Origin of the sequence: Halomonas sp. GD1P12, assembly GCF_025725645.1 — a bacterium.
Taxonomy (GTDB): Bacteria; Pseudomonadota; Gammaproteobacteria; order Pseudomonadales; family Halomonadaceae; genus Vreelandella.
This window is the reverse complement of the sequence record NZ_CP107007.1, coordinates 2,467,841-2,489,089: the sequence shown is the minus strand read 5'-3', so window position 1 is coordinate 2,489,089 and position 21,249 is coordinate 2,467,841. Positions and strand designations below refer to the sequence as shown.

The following is a 21,249-nucleotide window of genomic DNA, read 5'->3' as shown; positions in this document are numbered from 1 at the left end:
CTTGCGTATTGTGGCGGAATCGACCAGCTTTCACCAATTCGATGCCAGATACTTGACTCAGGAGGTTCGCCATGTGGCAACAGCGTGACATCACCCTGGCGGCGCACCCGCGCGGCTTCCATCTGATTACCGACGAGATCACCCGCGCGCTCGATGAGATGCCCCCGGTCGAGGCGGGGCTTTTGCACGTATTCATTCAGCACACCTCGGCCTCGCTCACGCTCAACGAAAATGCCGACCCCACGGTGCGTACGGATTTCGAAAGCCATTTCAACCGCGCGGTGCCGGAGAATGCGCCGTACTATCAGCACGTGTTCGAGGGCAGCGACGACATGCCCGCCCACCTCAAGGCGAGTCTTTTAGGGGCCAGCGTGCAGGTGCCGGTGACTTGCGGGCGATTGAACCTGGGCACCTGGCAGGGGATCTATCTGTGCGAACATCGCGACCACGGCGGGCGCCGCCGGCTGGTGCTGACGCTGCAGGGCGAGTGAGCCGCTGTTTTAGCGCGGTTTGAACCCGCGAGACGTCGGGGCTGTGCTACGCTTGGCCGTTTTCGCTTCGTTTCTCAAAGATCGCTTCTCAACGTCCACTTTCTTGTCGAACATCTCGAGCGCCATGGCCCCACGTTCTCTTCGTCTGTCTCGCAAGCGCTGGCTGCGCCTTGCCTTTACGCTCAACCTGGCGCTGGTGGCGGGGCTGGTGATCCACCAGGTATGGCTCTACGCCGGCGAGCCGGAGTTCGAATCGCTTCACACGCTGGAGGTGTCGAAGATCCGCACGGCGTTGACCGGGCGCGACAGCTACCGCTTTGCGGTGGTGGGCAACATCAATAATTCCGTGAACGTGTTTGGCAAGACGATCGTGCCGAGTCTCAACGAAAGCGGGCTCGATTTCATGGTCTCGGCGGGCAACGCCGTCGCGAGCGGTCAGCAGGAGAGCTACCGGGCGATTTACGAAAGCCTCTCTAAGCTTACGATGCCCTTCGTGCTCACCTACGGCGACAACGAAGATAGCGACTTCGGCAGCTACCTGTTCTACGAGTATTTCGGCCCGCACTTCTACGCCTTCGTGGCCGGTGATAGCCACTTCATCTTTCTCGACGGGACGGGCAAATCCTCGACCTCCTGGCAGCTCGATTGGCTCGAGCGCGAGCTCTCGGCCTCGACCGCCACGCACCGCTTCGTCTTCGTTGGGCTGCCGCTTCACAATGTGATCAGCGAAGCGCCACCGTTCGAGGCCGATAATTACCTGAACGATCCGCGTATGAGCGAAGGCATTCAAACGCTCGCCGAGCGCTATCAGGTGGACGCGGTATTCTCGGCCAACCTGTCGCTGTTCTCTCACCAGACCTTGAACGGCGTGGATTACGTCACTACCGGCGGCGCCGGCGGTATCCTGACGGACCTTCAGGACAGCTTTCACCACTACGTGGTGGTCGAGGTGGGCGAAGACGGCGTCAAGATCGCCCCGGTTCGCCTCAACGTCGATCAGCCCGGCTGGTGGCGTCTGATTGGCAGTATCGCCTCGACCATCTACGCGTTTTTCTACGTCAGCTACCCGCGCTTTCTCTTGATCGTCGGGCTGTTGACGCTGTTGGCGATGCGCCTTTACCGGCTGATTTTCGAAGAGCGCGACTACTACCCCAACTTCGATCTCGACCCGACCCCGTATCTTGGCAAGCCTCTGCGCGTGGCGATGGTGTCGAATAACTACTTTCCGTTCGTTTCCGGCGTGTCGATCTCCGTCGAGCGGCTGCGCAAAAGCCTGGCAGCGCTTGGCCACAGCGTCACTTTGCTGGTGCCGCGCTACGCCGAGCAGCGCCAGGACGATGACGGCGTGGAGCGCCTGCCCACGCTCATCGCCTTCGGTGAAAAGCGCGAGTTCCGCCTCACCAACCCGTTCAACCGCCGCTTTCGCCAGCGCCTTCGCGCCTATCAGCCGGATGTGATTCACGTGCACCACCCGTTCTGGCTGGGGTCGATGGGCCTCTGGATGGGGCGGCGTTTGAACGTGCCGGTGATCTACACCTATCACACTCGGCTCGAGCACTACGCCCACTTCGTGCCGCTGCCCGGGGCGCTGTTTCGCAACCTGATTTCGCACTACCTGATCAAGCGTTTCTCCAACCGCTGCGACGGCGTGATCGTGCCGACCTACTCGGCGGAGGAGTACCTGCGTATGATCGGGGTGAAAACGCCGACGCTGGTGCAGCCCACGGGAATCGATACCCGCCGCTACGCGAAAGCGAACGACGCGGAGGTCGAGGCGCTCAAAAAGCAGTGGAAGATCGATGAAAACGAACGGGTGTTGATCAGCGTCTCGCGGGTGAGCCGTGAGAAGAATATCGGCTTCATGCTCGACGCGCTGGCCCAGCTTCAAGGCCAGGGCGGCGAACGCCTACGGCTTTTGCTGATTGGCGACGGGCCGGACCGGGAGAGCCTGCAGGCACGCATCGACGAGCTTGCGCTGACGGATCGGGTGACGCTCACCGGCGCCGTCGCGCCGGAGGCAATGGCGAGCTACTACCACCTGGGTGATCTGTTCGTGTTCGCCTCGACCTCGGAGACCCAGGGCATGGTGATTCTGGAGGCGATGGCGGCGGGGCTACCGGTGGTGGCGGTGCGCTCGAGCGGCATCGACGACGTGGTGCGCGATGGCTATAACGGCTTCAAGACGCCGCAAAATCTGCGGGTGTGGGGCGAACGAGTGCTCGAGATCAGCGGGGACGCCGCGCTACGCCACACCCTGGGCGAGCAGGCCAGAACCTTTGCGAAAGACTACGACGTCGAGCGCTTCGCCGACGCCATCACCCACTTCTACGCGCAAACCCTGGCCCAGCATCACACGCCGTCGCGCTGATCCTTGCACGTTTGTTCACGCGCTTCTTCACCTTGGGCTTCGCGCTGCGCCTCACGCTGCGCCTTGCGTCGCGCCGAGCGCGCATCGGCGTAGCGCTTCAGGGCGTAAAGAAGCGCCGCACCCAGTGCCAGCCCACCGAGCGCAAAGGCGACTTCGCGGCGGCTGGCGGCGGTCAGGAGCGCCCCGAGCTGGCTGCCCAGCAGAATCACCGCCGCCAACCCCGGCACGATGCCGATCGTCGAGCCGATCATGTAGTCGCGAAAGCGCAGGTGAAAAGCGCCGGCCAGCATGTTGGTCAGCGGAAACGGTGCCAGCGGCAGCACGTTGATCACGATCATGGTGCGAATGCCGCGCTTGGAGAGATAGCCCGACAGCCCCCGCAGATGGCGCCCGCCGTAGTCCATCAGCGCGTCGCGCCCCAGCCAGTGGCCGATCCAGTAGGAGAGCACCGAAAAACTCAGCGTGCCGATCGTGGCGTAGAAAAGCCCCCAGGCCGGGCCGAACAACAGCCCGGTGGCCACCACCAAAAGCGTCAGCGGAAACATCACCAGAAGCGTTCCGTTGTATACCACCAGCACCGCGGCGAACATCCAGGGGGCGTCGCGCCACCGGCTGACGTACTCGATGGCGTCGTTGAGCCCCTGGGCGCTCATGTACCCGGAGTGCTGCAGCCAGCGCCAACCGAAGGCGAGCGTAACAAGCAGGGCGACCAGGCCCAGGCCCTTTAAAAGCGTGCGTGACATTCCGTTCACCACCGGCCGTTTCAAAGGGCGCCAGCATACGCTAGCCGGCCGGTGGGTTGAAGATGGCGCTAACGATAAGCGGCCTGAATGACCGGCCAGGCCGGTTCGCCGTCTTTGGTGGTGACATCGGCCAGCATCGCCTCGACGCGTTCGGGATGCTCGGTGATCCACTGCCGCGCCACCTCGTCGAGTTCGCCTTCGTCGCGCCCGAAGGCCTGAATCATCCAGCTCTGCTCGTCGGCGCTGAAGGTGAACTGTTCGAAAAAGCCGACCAGGTTCGGATGAGCATTGGCGTAGTCGCCGCGCAGCACTGTGAGCACCTCGCTTTCACCGTTGTTCTCGCCGAAGAGGTCGTTCGGGTCGTCGAGATAGCGCATCGGAAGCTCGAGATTCATCCAGTGCGGCGTCCAGCCGACCCAGACCACGTCCTGCTCACGGGCGATCGCATCCTGCGCCGCGCTGAGCATGCCGACCTCGCTGGTATCACGCAGGCGCCAGTCGCCGAAGCCGCTCACGTCGTCATCGATCGCCGCCTGCAGTATTTCACTCGCCGCCGAGCCCGCGCCGAAGCCGAGAATTTCGCCGTTGAAGGCGTCGCGGTGCTCGGTCAGATCACTGAAGCTTTGAATGCCGCGCTCATACGTGTATTCGGGAACCGCCAGCGTCATCTGCGCGCCGTCGACGTTGTTGGCGACATCGACCAGCGTGCCGTCATCGCGCCGGGGGGTGAACATGGCGCGCTGGGCGGGCAGCCACACGCCCAAAAACGCGTCCACATCGCCGCTTTCGATACCCTGATACACCACCTGCAGGCCGAGCTCGTGCGCCTGGGTGTCGTAGCCGAGTCGGTTGAGAAGCTGCTCGGCGATCTCGGTTTTGACCGTGATACCGGGCCAGGCGGGCACGCCGAAATCGAGCGTATCGTCATCGGCCACTGCCTGGGGCGCCGTGCTCAAGGCGATGCCTGTCATCAGTAGCGGGGCGGCCAGGCGAGTGTTGGGCAACTTTTTTCTCATGGGGTCTCCTGTCGTTTTTTTAGGATTTAGCGCTTTTATTTTGGCGTAATTTCTGTGCCGCGCTTAAGGTGAGTGACGTTTCCAGGATAGACAGGGAAGCCGAATCGGTCGAGCCAGCCGTTTCACAACCGGCGCGATAAATAGTCAAAAGCGGCGCAGTATCGGCGAAAAGGCGCAAACTGCTTGCCATTTTGGTGCAGGCGTGAAGAATGAGCCGGCTAATTGCGTCATATCTCGTCATAACAAGGGTACAGGTTTATGGATTTTTCTCTTCCGTCACTTTTGACCGGCCTGGTCGATCGTGGCAACGGCCTACTGTGGGGCAGCGTGCTGATCTATCTGCTGATCGGTGCCGGGCTCTACTTCACCGTGCGCACCGGCGCGATCCAGGTGCGCTATTTTGGCCACATGTTCAAACTGCTGCGCGGCTCGCGTCAGGCCAACGGCGGCATTTCATCGTTTCAGGCGCTCTCGACCAGTCTGGCCGCCAGGGTCGGCACCGGTAATCTGGCCGGGGTGGCGGTGGCCATCTACTACGGCGGCCCCGGTGCGATCTTCTGGATGTGGATGACGGCGATCGTCGGCATGTCGACCAGCTTCATCGAGTCGACGCTAGCCCAGGCCTACAAGGTCGATCACGGCGACAACACCTTTCGCGGCGGCCCGGCGCGCTACATCGAGCGCGGCCTGGGGCTTCGCTGGCTGGCGGTGCTGTTCTCGATCTGTCTGATTATCGCCTTTGGCCTGGCCTTCAACAGCGTTCAGGCCAACTCCATCGCCCAGGCCATGGAGCAGGCCTTCGCCATCCCGACCTGGATCATGGGGCTGGTATTGATGGTGATCGTCGCGCCGATCATCTTTGGCGGTTTGAAGTCGATCGCGAAGGTGGCGGAGCTGGTCGTGCCGCTGATGGCGCTGCTCTACCTGATTCTGGCGCTGGTGGTGATCGCGCTGAACATTTCCGAGCTTCCGGCGGCGTTCATGACGATCATTCGCGGTGCTTTCGGCCTCGAACAGGCCGCCGGGGGTGTCGCGGGCTATGCGATCTCCCAGGCGATCATGAACGGCATTCAGCGCGGGCTCTTCTCCAACGAAGCGGGCATGGGCTCGGCACCGAACGCCGCCGCCACCGCCAGCACCCGCCCGGATCATCCGGCAGCTCAGGGTTTCATTCAGATGCTCGGGGTGTTTTTGGATACGCTGGTGATCTGCACCGCGACCGCGGCGATCATCATCATGTCCGGCCCGGAGCTTCTCTCGGGTAGCGAAACCAACGGCATCCAGCTGACCCAGATGGCGCTTTCAAGCCATGTGGGTGACTGGGGCAGTATCTTCGTCGCCGTGGGCATTCTCCTGTTTGCGTTCACCTCGGTGATCGCCAACTACTCTTATGGCGAGTCGAACATCGAGTACCTGGCCGGCGGGCGCGCGCCGCTGGCGATCATGATTTACCGTTTGGCGGTGCTGGGCATGATCATGGTGGGCTCGGTCGCGAGTCTGGGGGCGATCTGGAACTTCGCCGATCTCTCCATGGGCACCATGGCGATCATCAACCTGATCGCGATTTTGATGCTTTCGCCCATCGCCTTTGCGCTGTTTCGCGATTACGAAACCCAGCTCAAGGCAGGGGTGGAGCCGGTGTTCAGACCCCGCGAGTTCCCCAGACTCGCGCACAAGGTCGACCCCAACGCCTGGCCGGACCGCGACTGATTCCCGGTCAAGCGCCATTAGCAAACCCCGCCCTTACCGGCGGGGTTTTTTTTCATTCGTTTTTATCGATTTAGTGCCGCGAAAGGATGCGCTTCACATTGCAGAAATTCGATTTAAAATGGCGCGATTCATCATCCGCACAAGAGAGCTTTGTCATGAGCACCCGCGTTTTACTCGTTACCTCCTCCATTCTGGGCGAACATGGCCAGTCCAATGCGCTGGCCGAGCACTTCAAGAACCAGGCCGAGGCGCGCGAAGGCGTCGAGGTAAGCGTACGCGACGTGGTGAAGTACCCGCTGCCGCACCTGGCGCTCGACGAGCTCGGTGCCTGGCAGACCCCGGTGAATGAGCGCAGCGACGAGCAGATGCGCTTGGCGGCCATCTCCGACAAAATGCTTTTCGAGCTTCGTGAAAGCGATGTGATCGTGCTGGCGGTGCCGATGTACAATCTGGGGGTGCCAAGCCAGCTCAAGGCGTGGTTCGACCGCGTACTGCGCGCCGGCGAAACCTTCCGCTACACGGAAAACGGCCCTCAAGGGCTCATCGAAGGCAAGCGCGCGATCATTCTGGCCGCCCGCGGTGGTATGTACGCCGGCACCGAGATGGACAGCCAGACCCCGCACCTGAAAAGCATGCTGGGGCTGATGGGTATCACGGATGTGAACGCGATCTACGCCGAAGGGCTCAACATGGGTGACGACCGGCGCGAAAGCGCGCTCAAGGAAGCGTGTCAGGCCATCGACCAGCAGGTGGCCGCGCTTTAAAACGATTTACCGACGACGGGGTGGTCCATGCGTGCAGCGCTTCTTGAGCAGATCTACACCATCGTGGCCCAGATTCCCGAAGGGCGAGTGACCACCTACGGGCGTATTGCGAAAATGACCGAAGGCGCCACGGCGCGCTCGGTCGGCTCCGCCATGCGCCATCTTCCCGAGGGTCACGAGCTGCCCTGGCACCGGGTGATCTCGGCAAGCCTTGCCTTGGCCGATCACGGCGGTGCGGCCCGCCAGCATGAAAAGCTGCGCGCCGAAGGGGTTGCCTTCGATGAAAAGGGGCGGGTGCCGCGTCATCTGGTATGGCCGGACAATCCTTGATCGCACCTCTTGAGCGCACCATAAAAAACGCCGCCCAACCGGGCGGCGTTTTTCATTCACCATTCACGAATCGCTATTGACCAATCCTCAGTCGTCCAGATTGGCGCCGGACTTCCAGGACCAGTCGCGCCAGCGCAGGTCGAACAGATCCTTGCGGCGGTCCTTGAGGTTGGTCACCGAGCCTTCGGCGCGCACCACCGTGAGCCGCGTCAAATCCAGATCCGAGAAGAAGATCATCTCGGTGTTGGGCGTGGTTTCCGCCAGCACTGCATCGTGAGGAAAGGCGAAGTCCGAGGGCGTGAACACCGCTGACTGGGCGTACTGGATGTCGAGATTCTCGATCGATGGCAGGTTGCCCACACTCCCGCACAGCACCACGTAGCATTCGTTCTCGATCGCTCGGGCCTGGCCGCAGTGACGCACGCGCAGGTAGCCGTTCTTGGTATCGGTCCAGAACGGCACGAACAGAATGTCCATGTCCTGATCGGCGAGCAGCCGGCCAAGCTCCGGGAACTCGACGTCGTAGCAGATCAGAATGCCCACGCGCCCGGCGTCGGTGTCGAACACCTGCAGGTCATCGCCGCCTTCGATCACCCAGTCGCGGCGCTCTTGCGGGGTGATGTGCAGCTTCGCCTGCTTTTCGATCTCACCGTCGCGGTGGAAAAGGTAGGCGACGTTATAGAGACGGTCGTCCGCGCCCGCCTCGATCATCGACCCGCCAACGATATTGATGTTGTAAGACACCGCCATGCGGGAAAGCTCGCTTTTGAAGCGCTCGGTGAAGCCGGCCAGAAAACGCACCGCGGCCATCTGATCCTGCTGGGCGGCGCGGTCCTGTAGGCCCATCAGCGGCGCGTTGAAAAGCTCCGGGAAGACGGCAAAGTCGCTCTGGTAATCCGACAGCGCATCGACGAAGTACTCGATCTGCTGAAGGGCGGCTTCCACCGAGGAGAACTCACGCATCTGCCACTGCACCGCGCCGACGCGTACCTGGGTGGGGCGGGTATCGAGCACGCTGTCGGCGGGCTCGAACAGAATGTTGTTCCACTCCAAGAGCGTCGCGTAGCCGCGGGACTGGGCGTCCTCCGGCAGGTACTTACGCAAAAGCCGCTTGACCTGAAAGTCGTTGGCCAGCTGGAACGACAGGATCGGGTCGTAGATCTCCTTGCGCGAGACCTTGTCGATGTACTGAGCCGGCGTCAGCTCGTCGGCGTACTGGTGATACTCCGGAATGCGCCCGCCGGCGAGAATCGCGCGCAGGTTGTGCGAGCGGCAGAGCTCCTTGCGCGCCTCGTAAAGGCGCCGGCCCAGCCGGTAGCCGCGATAATCCGGATGAATCAGCACGTCGAGGCCGTACATCGCGTCACCTTCCTCATCGTTGAGGATGACTTCGCGATGGCCGATCAAATCGTCGTAGCGGTGGGGGTTGGAGAATTCGTCGTAATCTACCTGAACGGTAAGCGCCACGCCCACCAGCACGCCGTCGTCCTCGATGGCGATCTGACCGTCGGGGAAGGCCTGGATCAGCTTGTCGATGGTGTGCTTGGGCCAGGCGCCGCCGATATCGTGATAAACCGCGTCCATCAGCGTTTTCAGCTGGTCGTAGTCGTCGCTCGTCAGGTTGCGAAGATTGAGATGCAGCTCTTCAAGGGACATAGTCGTGGGTACCCACCGTTGATAAAGACGTGGAAAAGAGTGTGACTAGTGTATCACTGCTGCGCGCTGCGGGCCTTTTTGCCGGCCATACCCACCAGCGGGCGAGTGAGCGTCTGCGCCATGATCACCCCGGCCAGAATCAGTAGACCGCCGTACAGGTGAAAGCCTGCAATCCGCTCGCCCAGAAACGCCATGGCGATCAGCGCGCTGAAAAGCGGCATCAGGTTGATGAAGATGCTCGCCTGGTTGGCGCCGATCTGGCGTACCGCGCGCATCCATAAAAAGGTGGTGATGATCGAGGCGGGAATGCCGGCGTAGAGAATCAGCCAGACGTTCTGACCGTCGATCGGCGTCATCGGCCCCAGAAGATAGGGCGGCAGCAAGAACAGCACCGCAAAGCAGACCTGAGCGTAAAGCATCACCCAGGGGGGCAGGTTCATCTGCCAGCGCTTGAGCATCACCCCGTAAAGGGCGTAGCAGATCGCGGCGATCACCATCAGCGCGTCGCCAAAGGCGACCTCGAGCTTCAAAAGCGACAGCGGGTTGCCCTGGCCGAGCAGAATGCTCACGCCGACAAACGCCAACAGCCCGCCGATCACCCCGCCAAGCGTGGGCGGCTCGCGCAGAATCAGCGCGCTCAAAAGCACCGTCAAAAGCGGCACCATGGCGGCGAGAATCCCCATGTTGGTGGCGGTGGTGGTTTCCGCCGCCACGTAGCCAAGGCCCTGCCAAAGCCCCATGCCGAGTAGCCCGAGCGTTGCCAGTTTCGGCCAGTGGCGACGAATTTCCGGCAGGTGCTTGAGCGTGGCCGGTAGCACCAGCGGCGTCATCACCAAAAGCGCCAGAAACCAGCGCAAAAAGGCGATGCTGCTCGGCGCGATGGTGCCAACGGTGAGCTGGTTGATGGTCATGTTGCCCGACCAGATCAACACCGTGGCCAGCGGGGCGAGGAAGTAAATCAACGGCATAGCGGGTTCCTTGTTCGTTAGCCGGTTAATGTGACGCGCTTTTAGCGTGTGGGCAAGGGGGTGTAAAACCAAACCCCTTGCGCCGCCACCGGGCGCTGGCGCTGTACGGCGGCCGGCCAATGTCATACGCTTGTTTGAATATCGCTTGAAAGGCGCAGCAAAATCCCTCGCTACGATTTCAACGACGATGTCAGCAACGATTCCAATAACGATTCCAGCAACGCCGAGAGACCGTGATGACAAAGCCGTCCGCCTATCCGCACCTGTTCACGCCCATAACGCTTGGCCCCTTGACGCTACCCAACCGCGTGCTGATGGGCTCGATGCACACCAATCTCGAGGAGATCCGCGGCGGCTTCGCCCGGTTGGCGGCGTTCTACGCCGAGCGGGCGAGGGCCGGGGTGAGCCTGATCGTGACCGGCGGCATCGCGCCCAACCCGGAAGGTGCGGTGTTCGAAGGCGCCAGTGCTCTGACCGACGAGGCGCAGCTTTCTGAGCATCGCCAGGTGGTAGAGGCCGTGCACGCCGAGGGCGGGCATCTGTGCATGCAGATTCTGCACGCCGGGCGCTACGCCTACTCGCCCGCGCTGGTCGCGCCCTCGGCGCTGCAGGCGCCGATCAACCCGCACGCTCCAAGAGCGCTGGAGACCCACGAGGTCGAGCAGCAGATCGACGACTACGTGCGCTGCGCACGGCTCGCGCAACAAGCGGGCTATGACGGCGTCGAGGTGATGGGCTCGGAAGGGTATCTGATCAATCAGTTCATCTGCCGGCGCACCAATCAGCGCGATGACGAGTGGGGCGGGGATTTTCAGGCGCGCATCCGCTTTCCGGTGGAGATCGTAACGCGCATTCGCGAGGCGGTGGGCGAGCGCTTTCTACTCATCTTCCGGCTTTCCATGATCGACCTGGTCGAAGAGGGCAGCAGCTGGGAGGAGGTCGTCGCACTTGGCCAGGCGATCGAGGCGGCCGGGGCCGATGTGATCAACACCGGCATCGGCTGGCATGAGGCGCGCGTACCCACCATCGTCACCAGCGTGCCGCGCGCCGCCTTCACCGAGGTGACCCGGCGGATCCGCTCGGCGGTTTCGATTCCGCTGATCACCACCAACCGCATCAACATGCCGGAAGTGGCCGAGCGCGTGCTGGCCGAGGGCCATGCCGACATGGTCTCGATGGCGCGCCCGTTTCTCGCCGACCCGGCTTGGGTGCAAAAGGCCGCCCGGGGCGCGAGCGATGAGATCAATACCTGCATCGCCTGCAACCAGGCGTGTCTGGATCACACCTTCGCCGGCAAGCTGACGTCGTGTCTGGTCAACCCGCGGGCGTGCCACGAAACAGAGTTCAGCCTCGCGCCCGCCGACACCTCCCGACGCGTGGCGGTGGTCGGCGGCGGCCCGGCGGGGCTTGCCACGGCGGTGGCGGCGGCCGGCCGTGGCCACGCGGTGACGCTGTTCGAGCGCCGGGGCGAGCTTGGCGGGCAGTTCAACTACGCGCGCAGGATTCCCGGCAAGGAGGAGTTCGATGAAACGCTGCGCTATTTCCACGTCATGCTGGATAAATACGCCGTGGAGGTGCGCCTGAACGTCGAGGCCACCGCCGAGGCGCTTACCGATTTCGACGTGGTGGTGATTGCCACCGGCGTGACGCCGCGCACGCTGGAGCTTCCCGGCGCAGATCATTCGAGCGTGCTGAGCTACGCCGATGCGATCGAGCACCCGGACCTGGTCGGGCCCGAGGTGGCGGTGATTGGCGCCGGCGGCATCGGCTTCGATGTCTCCGAGCTTCTGTCCCACGTCGGGCACCCAGCGCTCGATGTAGACGTTTGGTGCCAGGAGTGGGGTGTGGACCTGGCGGTCGGCGAGCGCGGCGGGCTCACGGCACCCAACCCGCCGGTGCCGGTCCGGCGTATCACCATGCTTCAGCGTAAACGCTCGAAGCCCGGCAAGGGCCTTGGCAAGACTACCGGCTGGGTGCACCGCGCCGCACTCAAGGCGCGTGGGGTGAAAACTCTCGTTGGCTGCGAGTATCTGCGTATCGACGATGAAGGGCTGCATATTCGCCAAAACGGCGAAGAACAGGTGCTGAAAGTGGACAGCATCGTGGTCTGCGCCGGGCAGGAGTCGGTGCGCGATCTCGTCACACCGCTTGAAAGCGCCGGGGGCGAGGTGTACGTGATCGGCGGCGCCGATGAGGCCTCCGAGCTCGATGCCAAGCGGGCGATCGACCAAGGCATGCGCCTGGCGGCGACGCTTTAGGCGGGCGTTTAGAGCCCGTGTGACGCCTGTATCGAATTAGCGTTAGACTGAGACGCTCTTGCCCGCGGCGCATATCCCCCGCTGCGGGCGCTTTCGTAACGCATCCGGCGCGGGGCGAGTGGCACCCAGCTCGCCCCGCGTCCGTCAGCATAAGGACCCAACCGCCATGCCCTCGGAGTGCACCCCCCGGTTTCTCGCCAGCGACAACACCTCGGGTATCTGCCCGGAAGCGATGCAGTACCTGATGAAGGCCAACGATAGTGACGATCTGGCCTACGGCAACGACACCTGGACCGCGCGCGCGGCGGACCGCTTTCGCGAAATGTTCGATTTCGACTGCGACGTGTTCTTCGTGTTCAACGGAACCGCCGCCAATTCGCTGGCGCTTTCCGCCATGGGGCGCAGCTACCATAGCGTGATCTGTCACGAGCTCGCCCATATCGAAACCGACGAGTGCGGCGGCCCGGAGTTTTTCTCCAACGGCGCCAAGCTTTTGACCTCGCCCGGCGCCAACGGCAAGCTCACCCCGGAAGGCATCGAGGCGCTGGTCACCAAACGTTCCGATATTCATTACCCCAAGCCCAAGGTCGTCTCGCTCACCCAGGCCACCGAGGTAGGTACGGTGTATTCGCGCGAGGAGCTGTTGGCCATTCGCGCGGTAGCGGACAAGTATGATCTTCGCCTGCACATGGACGGTGCGCGCTTTGCCAACGCCTGTGCAAGCCTGGGTGCAAGCCCCGCGGAGCTGACCTGGCAGGTCGGCGTGGACGCGCTCTGCTTTTCCGGCACCAAAAACGGGCTGGCCTTCGGCGAGGCGATTTTGTTCTTCAACCGCGAACTCGCTGAAGACTTCTCCTATCGCTGCAAGCAGGCCGGCCAGCTCGCCTCCAAGATGCGCTACGTCTCCGCCCCCTGGCTTGGGCTCTTGGAAAGCGGCGCCTGGCTGACCAACGCCCAGCACGCCAACGCCATGGCGCGCTATCTCTCGGAGGGCTTGCAGCAGCTTCCAGACGTATCGTTGATGTTTCCCACCCAGGCCAACAGCGTGTTCGTCGAGCTTCCCGCCCACGTGGTCGAGACATTAAGAGCCCGCGGCTGGACGTTCTATACCTTCATCGGCGCCGGCGGGGCGCGCTTTGTGTGCGCCTGGAATACCACCGTCGAGCTTCTGGACCAGCTTCTGGCCGACGTTAGTGAGGCAATGGGCTCACGCTAGAAACGCGCGCGCCGCACGTGAGAGTGCGGCGCGCGGTGCAGGCAAGGCGGGATCAGGGCGAGATTTGCTGGCTCGCGCTGGTAAAGCCCATGAGCGACAGATTCAGATCCAGACGCTGGCCGTCCGGTGCGATGGCGCTGACGGTCGCGGTAGAGCCGCCGCGAAGCTGCTGCAGAAGGCTTGCTTCCAGCGGCAGATCCGCCCGGCAACCCTGCTCCTGGCAGAACTGGTAGGGAAAGCCCACCGGCTCGTTGCTATCGACCTGAAGCTGCATGCCCGGCGCCAGGTTGACGCCCAGCGGCATGACGAAGGCCATGACCGCCATGCCCTGGGCCTGGGGCGGGTAGCCCACCATGGCGCGCATCAGCGGCTCGTTGCTGTCCGGATTGTTGACGATCTGGTTCATGGTGCAGCTTTGCTGGCCGGTGTTGCCGGCGGGGCAGCGCACTTCCCAATCCTGAAAGCGTTGGGTGTCGACGTTCGGGGCGCTCTGTTGCGCCTGAACCGTTGAAGCGGCGGTGACCGCCATCAGGGGGAGTAAAGCGGTAATCAGCGCGCGACGAATCGGCATACGTTCATATCTCCGGGTATTGGAAAAGTGAGTGTTGGAAAAGCAGATGTTGGGAAAGCCAGTGTTGTAAAAGCCTGGGTGGAAAGCAAGCGTGTCAACGCTCAAATAGCCGCCTGCCGCCAGATCCTTTGTTTGTGCTCCCCATTCGAACATGAGCCGCGCCCTGGGTTCCAGTACCGCGTTCGAGGGGCTTGCGAAACATCCTGTTTCCAACCCGAAATTCACGCTAGCGTTGAAGTTTTTATCACTCTTTTTCGATTAATGCTGTCTACGCTAATAGAGCGATACCTCGTTTGGTGCACCGCGTTGACAGGGTGGTTGAGCGGTATACCTGAGGCTGGGCCACAGGAGAGTTCAATGAGCATCTTTGATCACGTTCAAGACCGATTCGCCCGTATTCAGCAAGAAGAGTTGACCCTCGAGGAGTATCTCGCCCTTTGTAAACGCGACCCGAAGGTCTACGCCAGCGCCGCCGAGCGGATGCTCGAGGCGATCGGCGAGCCCGAGGTGATCGATACCGCCAAGGACCCGCGTCTTTCGCGCATTTTTTCCAACAAGGTGATTCGCCGCTACCCGGCGTTTGCCGAATTTCACGGTATGGAAGATGCCATCGAGCAAATCGTGGCCTACTTCCGTCACGCCGCCCAGGGCCTTGAAGAGCGCAAGCAGATTCTCTATTTGCTGGGCCCGGTCGGCGGCGGCAAGTCGTCGCTTGCCGAGCGTTTGAAGCTCTTGATGGAGCGCATTCCCTTTTACGCGATCAAGGATTCGCCGGTGCAGGAGTCGCCGCTGGGGCTTTTCTCGCCGGAAGAGGATGGCGAGCTTCTGGAGCAGGAGTACGGTATCCCAAGGCGCTATCTAAAAAGCGTGATGTCGCCCTGGGCGGCCAAACGGTTAAAGGAGAACGGCGGCGATATCTCGCAATTTCGCGTAGTGCGCCTGTATCCGTCGCGACTCAATCAGATCGCGATCTCCAAGACCGAACCGGGCGACGAGAACAACCAGGACATTTCATCGCTGGTGGGCAAGGTCGATATTCGTAAACTCGAGCTCTTCTCCCAGGACGACCCGGACGCCTACAGCTTCTCCGGCGGGCTTTGCCGCGCCAACCAGGGGCTGATGGAGTTCGTCGAGATGTTCAAGGCGCCGATCAAGGTGCTCCACCCGCTTTTGACCGCGACCCAGGAGGGCAACTACAACCCCACCGAAGGCATGGGCGCGATCCCTTTCGATGGCGTGATTCTTGCCCACTCGAACGAGTCCGAGTGGCAGGCATTTCGCAACAACCGTAACAACGAGGCGTTTCTCGACCGCGTCTACATCGTCAAGGTGCCGTACTGCCTACGCGTTTCCGAAGAGATCAGCATCTATCAAAAACTTCTCGAGGAGTCCTCGCTCAACCAGGCACCCTGCGCGCCGGATACGCTGCGCATGCTGGCGCAGTTCACCACGCTTTCACGGCTCAAGGTGCCGGAGAACTCCAGCGTCTACTCCAAGATGCGCGTCTACGACGGCGAAAACCTGAAGGATACCGACCCAAGGGCGAAGTCGATCCAGGAGTATCGCGATGCCGCCGGGGTGGACGAGGGCATGCAGGGGCTTTCGACCCGCTTCGCCTTCAAGATCCTGTCGAAAGTGTTCAACTTCGACAGCACCGAGGTCGCCGCCAACCCGGTGCATCTTTTGTACGTGCTGGAGCAGGCGCTGGAGCGCGAACAGCTTCCCGCCGAGGTGTTCGAGCGCTATATCGGGTTCATCAAGGAGTTTCTGGCGCCGCGCTACGTCGAGTTCATCGGCAAGGAGATCCAGACCGCTTATCTGGAGTCCTACAGCGAATACGGCCAGAACATTTTCGACCGCTACGTGACTTACGCCGACTTCTGGATTCAGGACCAGGAGTACCGCGACCCGGAAACCGGCGAGCTCTTGAATCGCCAGTCGCTCAACGAGGAGCTCGAAAAGATCGAGAAGCCTGCGGGTATCTCCAACCCAAAGGATTTTCGCCACGAGGTGGTCAACTTCGTGCTGCGCGCGCGCGCCCAGAACAACGGCATGAACCCGAGCTGGCAGTCCTACGAAAAGCTTCGAGGCGTGATCGAGCACAAGATGTTCGCCAACACCGAGGAGCTTTTGCCGGTGATCTCCTTCAACGCCAAGGCGTCGAAATCGGATCAGAAAAAGCACGAGGACTTCGTCGAGCGCATGGTCGAACGCGGCTATACCGAGAAACAGGTGCGCCTGCTGTCGGAGTGGTACCTGCGCGTACGTAAATCCCAGTAGCGCTGGTTTTACTGGCTCGGGTTTCAGTCGCCCTTGTTCAAGGAGGTCGCATGACCTACTTCATTGATCGCCGGCCCAACGCGAAGCACAAAAGCGCGGTCAATCGGCAGCGTTTTCTCGAGCGTTATCGCCACCACATCAAGCGCTCGGTGGAGGAGGCGGTCAACCGCCGCTCGATCACCGACATGCAGCGCGGCGAGAGCGTGTCCATTCCGACTCGCGATATTTCCGAGCCGGTTTTTCAGCACGGCCCGGGCGGGAAGCGAAGCATCGTCTCGCCCGGCAACAAGGAGTTTCTCGAAGGCGACCGAATCCGCCGTCCGCCCGGCGGCGGTGGAGGCGGTGGGGCGGGTGAAGGCAAGGCGAGCAATCAGGGCCAGGGCGACGATGAGTTCGCCTTTACCCTGAGCCGCGAGGAGTTTCTGGAGTTCGTGTTCGACGGGCTGGAGCTTCCGCACCTGCAGCGCAAACCGCTCAAGACCATGGAGGAAATTAAAATGGTGCGCGCCGGGCTTGCCCGTGACGGCGTGCCGTCGCGCATGAGCGTTACCCGCTCGATGCGTGAGGCTTACGCCCGGCGCATTGCCATGCGCGCGCCGATCAAGCGCGCGCTGATGGAGGCGCAGCTGGCGCTGGCCGAGGAGCTCGGCAAGGATTCGATTTTGCGAAACCCGGCGCGCATCGCTGAGCTCGAGGCGGAAATCAAGCGTCTCGAAAAGCGCATCGAGTCGGTGCCGTTCATCGATACCGTGGATCTTCGCTATCATCAGCTCGCCCCGGAGCCCCAGCCCTCGAGTCAGGCGGTGATTTTCTGTGTCATGGACGTCTCCGGCTCGATGACCCAGAACCACAAGGATATCGCCAAGCGCTTTTTTTTGCTGTTGTACCTGTTTTTGGAGAAGCACTACGAGAAAGTGGAGCTCGTTTTCGTGCGCCACCACACCGCCGCCCGCGAGGTCAGTGAGGAGGAGTTCTTTTACTCCAGGGAAACCGGCGGTACGATCGTTTCGAGCGCGTTGAAACTCGTTCACGGTATCGTCGAGAAGCGCTACCCGGCGAGTCAATGGAATCTCTACGTCGCCCAGGCCTCTGACGGCGACAACTGGGACGACGACTCCTCGATCTGCCGCGATCTCTTGATCAAGGAGCTGATGCCGAATCTTCAATACTTCGCCTACGTGGAGATTACCCCGCACGAGCACCAGTCGCTCTGGCACGAGTATGAAACCGTGGCCAAACGGTTTTCCGAGCGTTTCGCGATGCGCCAGATTTTCGAAGCCGGCGATATCTACCCGGTGTTTCGTGAACTGTTTAAACGCCGGCTGACCACGTCGCCCTGACCCGATCCTGTTTTTCGAGGAGTACGCGATGCGAGTCTCTTCCGATGCTACCGCTCAGGGCCCCATTGCCACGGGCTCTGATTGGAATTTCGCCATACTCGAGCGCTTCGACGAGGTGTTGGCGGTGCTCGCCGACGAGTACCGGCTCGATACCTACCCCAATCAGATCGAAGTGATCACCACCGAACAGATGATGGATGCCTACGCCAGCGTCGGGATGCCGGTAGGCTATCACCACTGGTCGTTCGGCAAGCAGTTTCTCGCCGTACAGCAGGCCTACAAGCGCGGCCAGATGGGGCTGGCTTATGAGCTTGTCATCAACTCCGATCCCTGCATCGCGTACCTGATGGAGGAGAATACGCTGATGATGCAGGTGCTGGTCATGGCCCACGCCTGCTACGGCCATAACTCCTTTTTCAAGGGTAACTACCTGTTTCGTACCTGGACCGAGGCCGACTCCATCGTCGATTACCTGGTGTTTGCGCGAAAATACATTGCCCGGTGCGAGGAACGCCACGGTACCCACGCCGTCGAGCAGCTGCTCGACGCCTGCCATGCGCTGCAAAACTACGGCGTGGACCGCTACAAACGCCCCTCGAAAATCTCCGCCGCCCAGGAGGCCGCCCGTCAGCAGGAGCGTGAGGCCTACCTGCAAACCCAGGTCAACATGCTCTGGCGCACCATCCCAAAACCTTTCGAGAAGAGCGAGGCGCTACCGGGCGGGCTTCATGACGAGGACGACCCGCTGGGCCTGCACGAAGGCGGGCGCTACCCGTCGGAGTCTCAGGAGAACCTGCTCTACTTCATCGAGAAAAACGCGCCGCTGCTCGCGCCCTGGCAGCGCGAAATCGTGCGTATCGTGCGCAAGCTCGCCCAGTACTTCTACCCTCAGCGCCAGACTCAAGTGATGAACGAGGGGTGGGCCTGTTTCTGGCACTACACGCTGATGAACCGGCTCTATGACGATGGCCACGTGGATGAAGGGCTGATGCTCGAGTTCTTGCAATCCCACGCGGCGGTCATCAATCAGCCGGATTTTGACAGCCCCTACTACAGCGGTATCAACCCCTACGCGCTGGGCTTTGCGATCTTTCGCGACATCGAGCGCATCTGTATTGCGCCGACGGACGAGGACCGCGCCTGGTTTCCGGATATCGCGGGCTCGCCCTGGCGGGAGACACTCGAGTTCGCCATGCGCAACTTCAAGGACGAGTCGTTCATCCAACAGTTTCTTTCGCCGAAGGTGATTCGCGATCTCAAGCTGTTCGTGATGGTGGACGACGATCAGAGCGATACCCTGGCCGTGGGCGCGATCCACAACGAGCAAGGCTACCGCCGGGTGCGCAACGCGCTCTCCGCCCAGTACGCGCTATCGCTTCGCGAACCCAACATCCAGGTGTTCGAGGCGGCCATTCGCGGCGACCGGTCGCTAACGCTGCACCACGTGCAGGAGAGTCGTCGGCCGTTGGAGCGCAGCGTCTATCCGGTCATGCGCCACCTGCAAAAGCTGTGGGGCTTCCCGGTGCATCTGGTATCGATGGACGAGGGGCGTGTCACGCACCGCTATCGCTGGCCGGTAGAGGAGGGCAGTGCTGAAGGCGCGTCGTAACGCTTGAAGGGGGTAGGGCCTGGCCTTACCCCTTCGAAGTCCAGGACTGGCACCAGCCGTTCGGGGCGACGCTGTTTTCCGGGAAAAGCTGGCAGCCTTCGTTGGACTCGGTGAAGAACATGCAGTTGGAGCAGAGCTCGCCTTCGCTAAAGGCGGGGTGGTCGCTGGCGCTTTGCGCCTCTTCCACGTAGTTGAGTGCCTGGGCGGCGGGGGCGCTCGGGTCGAGCCGGGGCAGCGACTGAGCGAACGCGGTTTTCGATAAAACGCCGGCGCCCAGCGGTAGGGCAGCCAGGCCCAGAACACTGTTGCGCATGAACGTGCGGCGGCTTTGATCGGCCATGGTATCTCCTGATCTTGCAAACGAAGCGCCCGTCATCCGGGCGAGCTGTCACGAGTAGGTAGCGGGCGAGGCGCTCGAGCGCTCTAAGTATCGCCTCATGATAAAACATTCACCGACCAGGCATCTTAACCCATGAGGACAGGCGCCTCTAATGGGTTTTGGGCTGCGCGGCAATAGACCGCGTCAATCGCGGCGTTTGGCCCGCCGAGTGGGGCTGGTATACTCGCAGACTTGAAGACGCAGACTTTCATTACGTTGACCTACGAGGGCGCCATGCAAAACGCTGTCATTTTGATTAATACCGAAAAGGGCCAGGTAAAAGGCGTGGCCGAGCGGTTGGCGGAGGTCGAGGGTATCAGTGAGGTGTACTCGACCTGTGGGCGCTACGATCTGGTCGCCATCGCTCGCACTCGGGATTTCGAAAGCCTTGCCGAGCTCGTCACCGAGCGCTTGAACGCGGTGGAAGGCATCAGCGACACCGAAACGCTGAACGCCATGCAGGTGCACTCGCGCCACGATCTGGAAACCATGTTTTCGCTGGGCTGGTAACCGCACCGCGTAGACAACTGGATAACGACAGAACTGAATAATTAAAGAACCATCAGCGTCGCGCGGGCAGCGGCTACAAGGGAACGTGGGGAGAGAGTCGTTGGGTAAATCGCTTGTGCGCTGGCGTCGTCAGGGGCGGCGCTTTGGCATTGCGCTGCTGTTCGTGGTGGTGGGAGGCGGGCTTTGGGAGTATCAGGAGCGCCACGCGCTGCAAAACGTCGTCTGGATGGGCGCGCCGACCTGGGACGAGCTTGGCTTCACCAACTTTCATCGCGTGCTGCGAAACGATGGCTTCGTCGTTGGCTGGTCGGACGTACGCGTCAACCCGCTCTGGGTCAGCTACCAGGTCGCCGCGGTCGCCGACGATACCCGCATTGGCTCGCGGCCAGGCTTTCGCCCGGACTGGCGAACGCTTTGGCCAATCGGCACCGACAGCTACTCCGGCAGCGGCTATGACCGCGGCCACATGGCACCCAACTACGCGATCGCCGCGGTTCACGGCAAAAGCGCCCAGCTCGATACCTTCCTGATGAGCAACATGAGCCCTCAGAAGCCCAACCTGAACCGCCAGCTCTGGCAGCGGCTCGAGGAGTCGGTGATGGATCACTTCGCCCCGCGCTTTGACGTCCTGCAAGTGATTACCGGCCCTATCTTTCCCGAGCGCTTTACAGACAACGTCATGAACCGTGTGGGTCTGGTCGAGGTGCCGGAGGCGTTTTACAAGATCATCGTCGCCCCCCACGCCGACGCGCCGCTGGCGCTGGCCTTCATCATGCCCCAGGACGTGCGCGGCAACGAGCCGCTCGCGGACTACCTGGTCACCATCGACGAAATAGAGGCGCGCACCGGGCTTAATTTCTTCCCGCGGCTGTCGCCAGCGGTGGAATCGGTACTGGAAGGCGAGGTCAACACCCAGGGCTGGGCGCTCGAGGATGTTTCGAAACGTCCGGGGCGGTTTCAGTAGGGGGATGACAGGTAATAGTGGGAATCGATGGGCGTCAGAACACGGCGTCGGTTCGAATACGGCTTGAAAAGCGCGA

The 21,249-nt window shown here is 61.8% G+C and carries 18 protein-coding genes; 12 read left to right on the top strand and 6 right to left on the bottom strand.

The window, feature by feature from the left end; translation table 11 throughout:
• Positions 1-71 precede the first annotated feature (71 nt).
• The gene (locus tag OCT39_RS11425) at positions 72-491 is read left to right on the top strand and encodes a secondary thiamine-phosphate synthase enzyme YjbQ (protein ID WP_263584588.1); all 420 of its coding nucleotides are present in this window, start codon (positions 72-74) and stop codon (positions 489-491) included.
• A 124-nt stretch (positions 492-615) separates the two neighbouring features.
• A complete protein-coding gene (locus OCT39_RS11420) occupies positions 616-2,859 on the top strand; it encodes a glycosyltransferase (RefSeq protein WP_263584587.1) in 2,244 nt (747 codons plus the stop codon).
• Here OCT39_RS11420 and OCT39_RS11415 read toward each other — a convergent pair.
• Both OCT39_RS11415 and OCT39_RS11410 read right to left on the bottom strand, forming a co-directional pair.
• Entirely contained in the window at positions 2,841-3,602 is a 762-nt protein-coding gene (locus OCT39_RS11415) for a TVP38/TMEM64 family protein (protein WP_263584586.1), read from the bottom strand. The genes OCT39_RS11420 and OCT39_RS11415 overlap by 19 nt on opposite strands.
• Before the next feature lie 68 nt (positions 3,603-3,670).
• Positions 3,671-4,618, bottom strand: coding sequence for an ABC transporter substrate-binding protein (locus tag OCT39_RS11410; protein ID WP_263584585.1), 948 nt, complete (start codon positions 4,616-4,618; stop codon positions 3,671-3,673).
• 258 nt (positions 4,619-4,876) lie between these two features.
• Between OCT39_RS11410 and OCT39_RS11405 the strand changes: the two genes are divergently transcribed.
• The 3 genes from OCT39_RS11405 to OCT39_RS11395 all read left to right on the top strand — a co-directional run bounded on the left by OCT39_RS11405 (position 4,877) and on the right by OCT39_RS11395 (position 7,422).
• Positions 4,877-6,328 (top strand): alanine/glycine:cation symporter family protein, encoded by a 1,452-nt coding sequence (locus tag OCT39_RS11405; RefSeq protein WP_263584584.1) that lies wholly within the window; start codon positions 4,877-4,879, stop codon positions 6,326-6,328.
• Between the two features lie 155 nt (positions 6,329-6,483).
• Positions 6,484-7,092 carry an FMN-dependent NADH-azoreductase gene (locus OCT39_RS11400; RefSeq protein ID WP_263584583.1) on the top strand — a complete coding sequence of 203 codons (609 nt, stop codon included), beginning with the start codon at positions 6,484-6,486 and terminating at the stop codon, positions 7,090-7,092.
• A gap of 27 nt (positions 7,093-7,119) precedes the next feature.
• The gene (locus OCT39_RS11395; RefSeq protein ID WP_263584582.1) at positions 7,120-7,422 is read left to right on the top strand and encodes an MGMT family protein; all 303 of its coding nucleotides are present in this window, start codon (positions 7,120-7,122) and stop codon (positions 7,420-7,422) included.
• Between the two features lie 87 nt (positions 7,423-7,509).
• Here OCT39_RS11395 and OCT39_RS11390 read toward each other — a convergent pair whose 3' ends face one another.
• Both OCT39_RS11390 and OCT39_RS11385 read right to left on the bottom strand, forming a co-directional pair.
• A complete protein-coding gene (locus OCT39_RS11390) occupies positions 7,510-9,078 on the bottom strand; it encodes a bifunctional GNAT family N-acetyltransferase/carbon-nitrogen hydrolase family protein (protein WP_252107225.1) in 1,569 nt (522 codons plus the stop codon).
• 53 nt (positions 9,079-9,131) lie between these two features.
• A complete protein-coding gene (locus OCT39_RS11385; RefSeq protein ID WP_263584581.1) occupies positions 9,132-10,046 on the bottom strand; it encodes a DMT family transporter in 915 nt (304 codons plus the stop codon).
• A 236-nt stretch (positions 10,047-10,282) separates the two neighbouring features.
• On the opposite strand from OCT39_RS11385, the gene OCT39_RS11380 reads away from it, so the two are divergent.
• Complete coding sequence (locus OCT39_RS11380; RefSeq protein ID WP_263584580.1) at positions 10,283-12,304, top strand: NADPH-dependent 2,4-dienoyl-CoA reductase; 2,022 nt, start codon at positions 10,283-10,285, stop codon at positions 12,302-12,304.
• A gap of 166 nt (positions 12,305-12,470) precedes the next feature.
• Positions 12,471-13,520 carry a threonine aldolase family protein gene (locus OCT39_RS11375; protein WP_263584579.1) on the top strand — a complete coding sequence of 350 codons (1,050 nt, stop codon included), beginning with the start codon at positions 12,471-12,473 and terminating at the stop codon, positions 13,518-13,520.
• Between the two features lie 52 nt (positions 13,521-13,572).
• Here OCT39_RS11375 and OCT39_RS11370 read toward each other — a convergent pair whose 3' ends face one another.
• Positions 13,573-14,091 (bottom strand): invasion associated locus B family protein, encoded by a 519-nt coding sequence (locus tag OCT39_RS11370; protein ID WP_263584578.1) that lies wholly within the window; start codon positions 14,089-14,091, stop codon positions 13,573-13,575.
• Positions 14,092-14,448: 357 nt separating this feature from the next.
• Here OCT39_RS11370 and OCT39_RS11365 point away from each other — a divergent pair, with 357 nt between their 5' ends.
• The 3 genes from OCT39_RS11365 to OCT39_RS11355 are packed head-to-tail and all read left to right on the top strand — an operon-like array spanning position 14,449 to position 19,320.
• Entirely contained in the window at positions 14,449-16,371 is a 1,923-nt protein-coding gene (locus OCT39_RS11365; protein ID WP_263584577.1) for a PrkA family serine protein kinase, read from the top strand.
• A 50-nt stretch (positions 16,372-16,421) separates the two neighbouring features.
• Positions 16,422-17,711: a YeaH/YhbH family protein gene (locus tag OCT39_RS11360; protein ID WP_263584576.1), complete on the top strand. Its 1,290-nt coding sequence runs from the start codon at positions 16,422-16,424 to the stop codon at positions 17,709-17,711.
• 28 nt (positions 17,712-17,739) lie between these two features.
• On the top strand, positions 17,740-19,320 hold the full coding sequence (locus tag OCT39_RS11355) for a SpoVR family protein (RefSeq protein ID WP_263584575.1): 1,581 nt from the start codon (positions 17,740-17,742) through the stop codon (positions 19,318-19,320).
• A 25-nt stretch (positions 19,321-19,345) separates the two neighbouring features.
• Here the strand turns inward: OCT39_RS11355 and OCT39_RS11350 are convergent, their stop codons facing one another.
• On the bottom strand, positions 19,346-19,660 hold the full coding sequence (locus OCT39_RS11350; protein ID WP_252107233.1) for a high-potential iron-sulfur protein: 315 nt from the start codon (positions 19,658-19,660) through the stop codon (positions 19,346-19,348).
• Positions 19,661-19,933: 273 nt separating this feature from the next.
• Here OCT39_RS11350 and OCT39_RS11345 point away from each other — a divergent pair, with 273 nt between their 5' ends.
• On the top strand, positions 19,934-20,209 hold the full coding sequence (locus tag OCT39_RS11345; RefSeq protein WP_252107234.1) for an Lrp/AsnC family transcriptional regulator: 276 nt from the start codon (positions 19,934-19,936) through the stop codon (positions 20,207-20,209).
• 100 nt (positions 20,210-20,309) lie between these two features.
• The gene (locus tag OCT39_RS11340) at positions 20,310-21,173 is read left to right on the top strand and encodes a DNA/RNA non-specific endonuclease (RefSeq protein ID WP_263584574.1); all 864 of its coding nucleotides are present in this window, start codon (positions 20,310-20,312) and stop codon (positions 21,171-21,173) included.
• Positions 21,174-21,249: the final 76 nt, after the last annotated feature.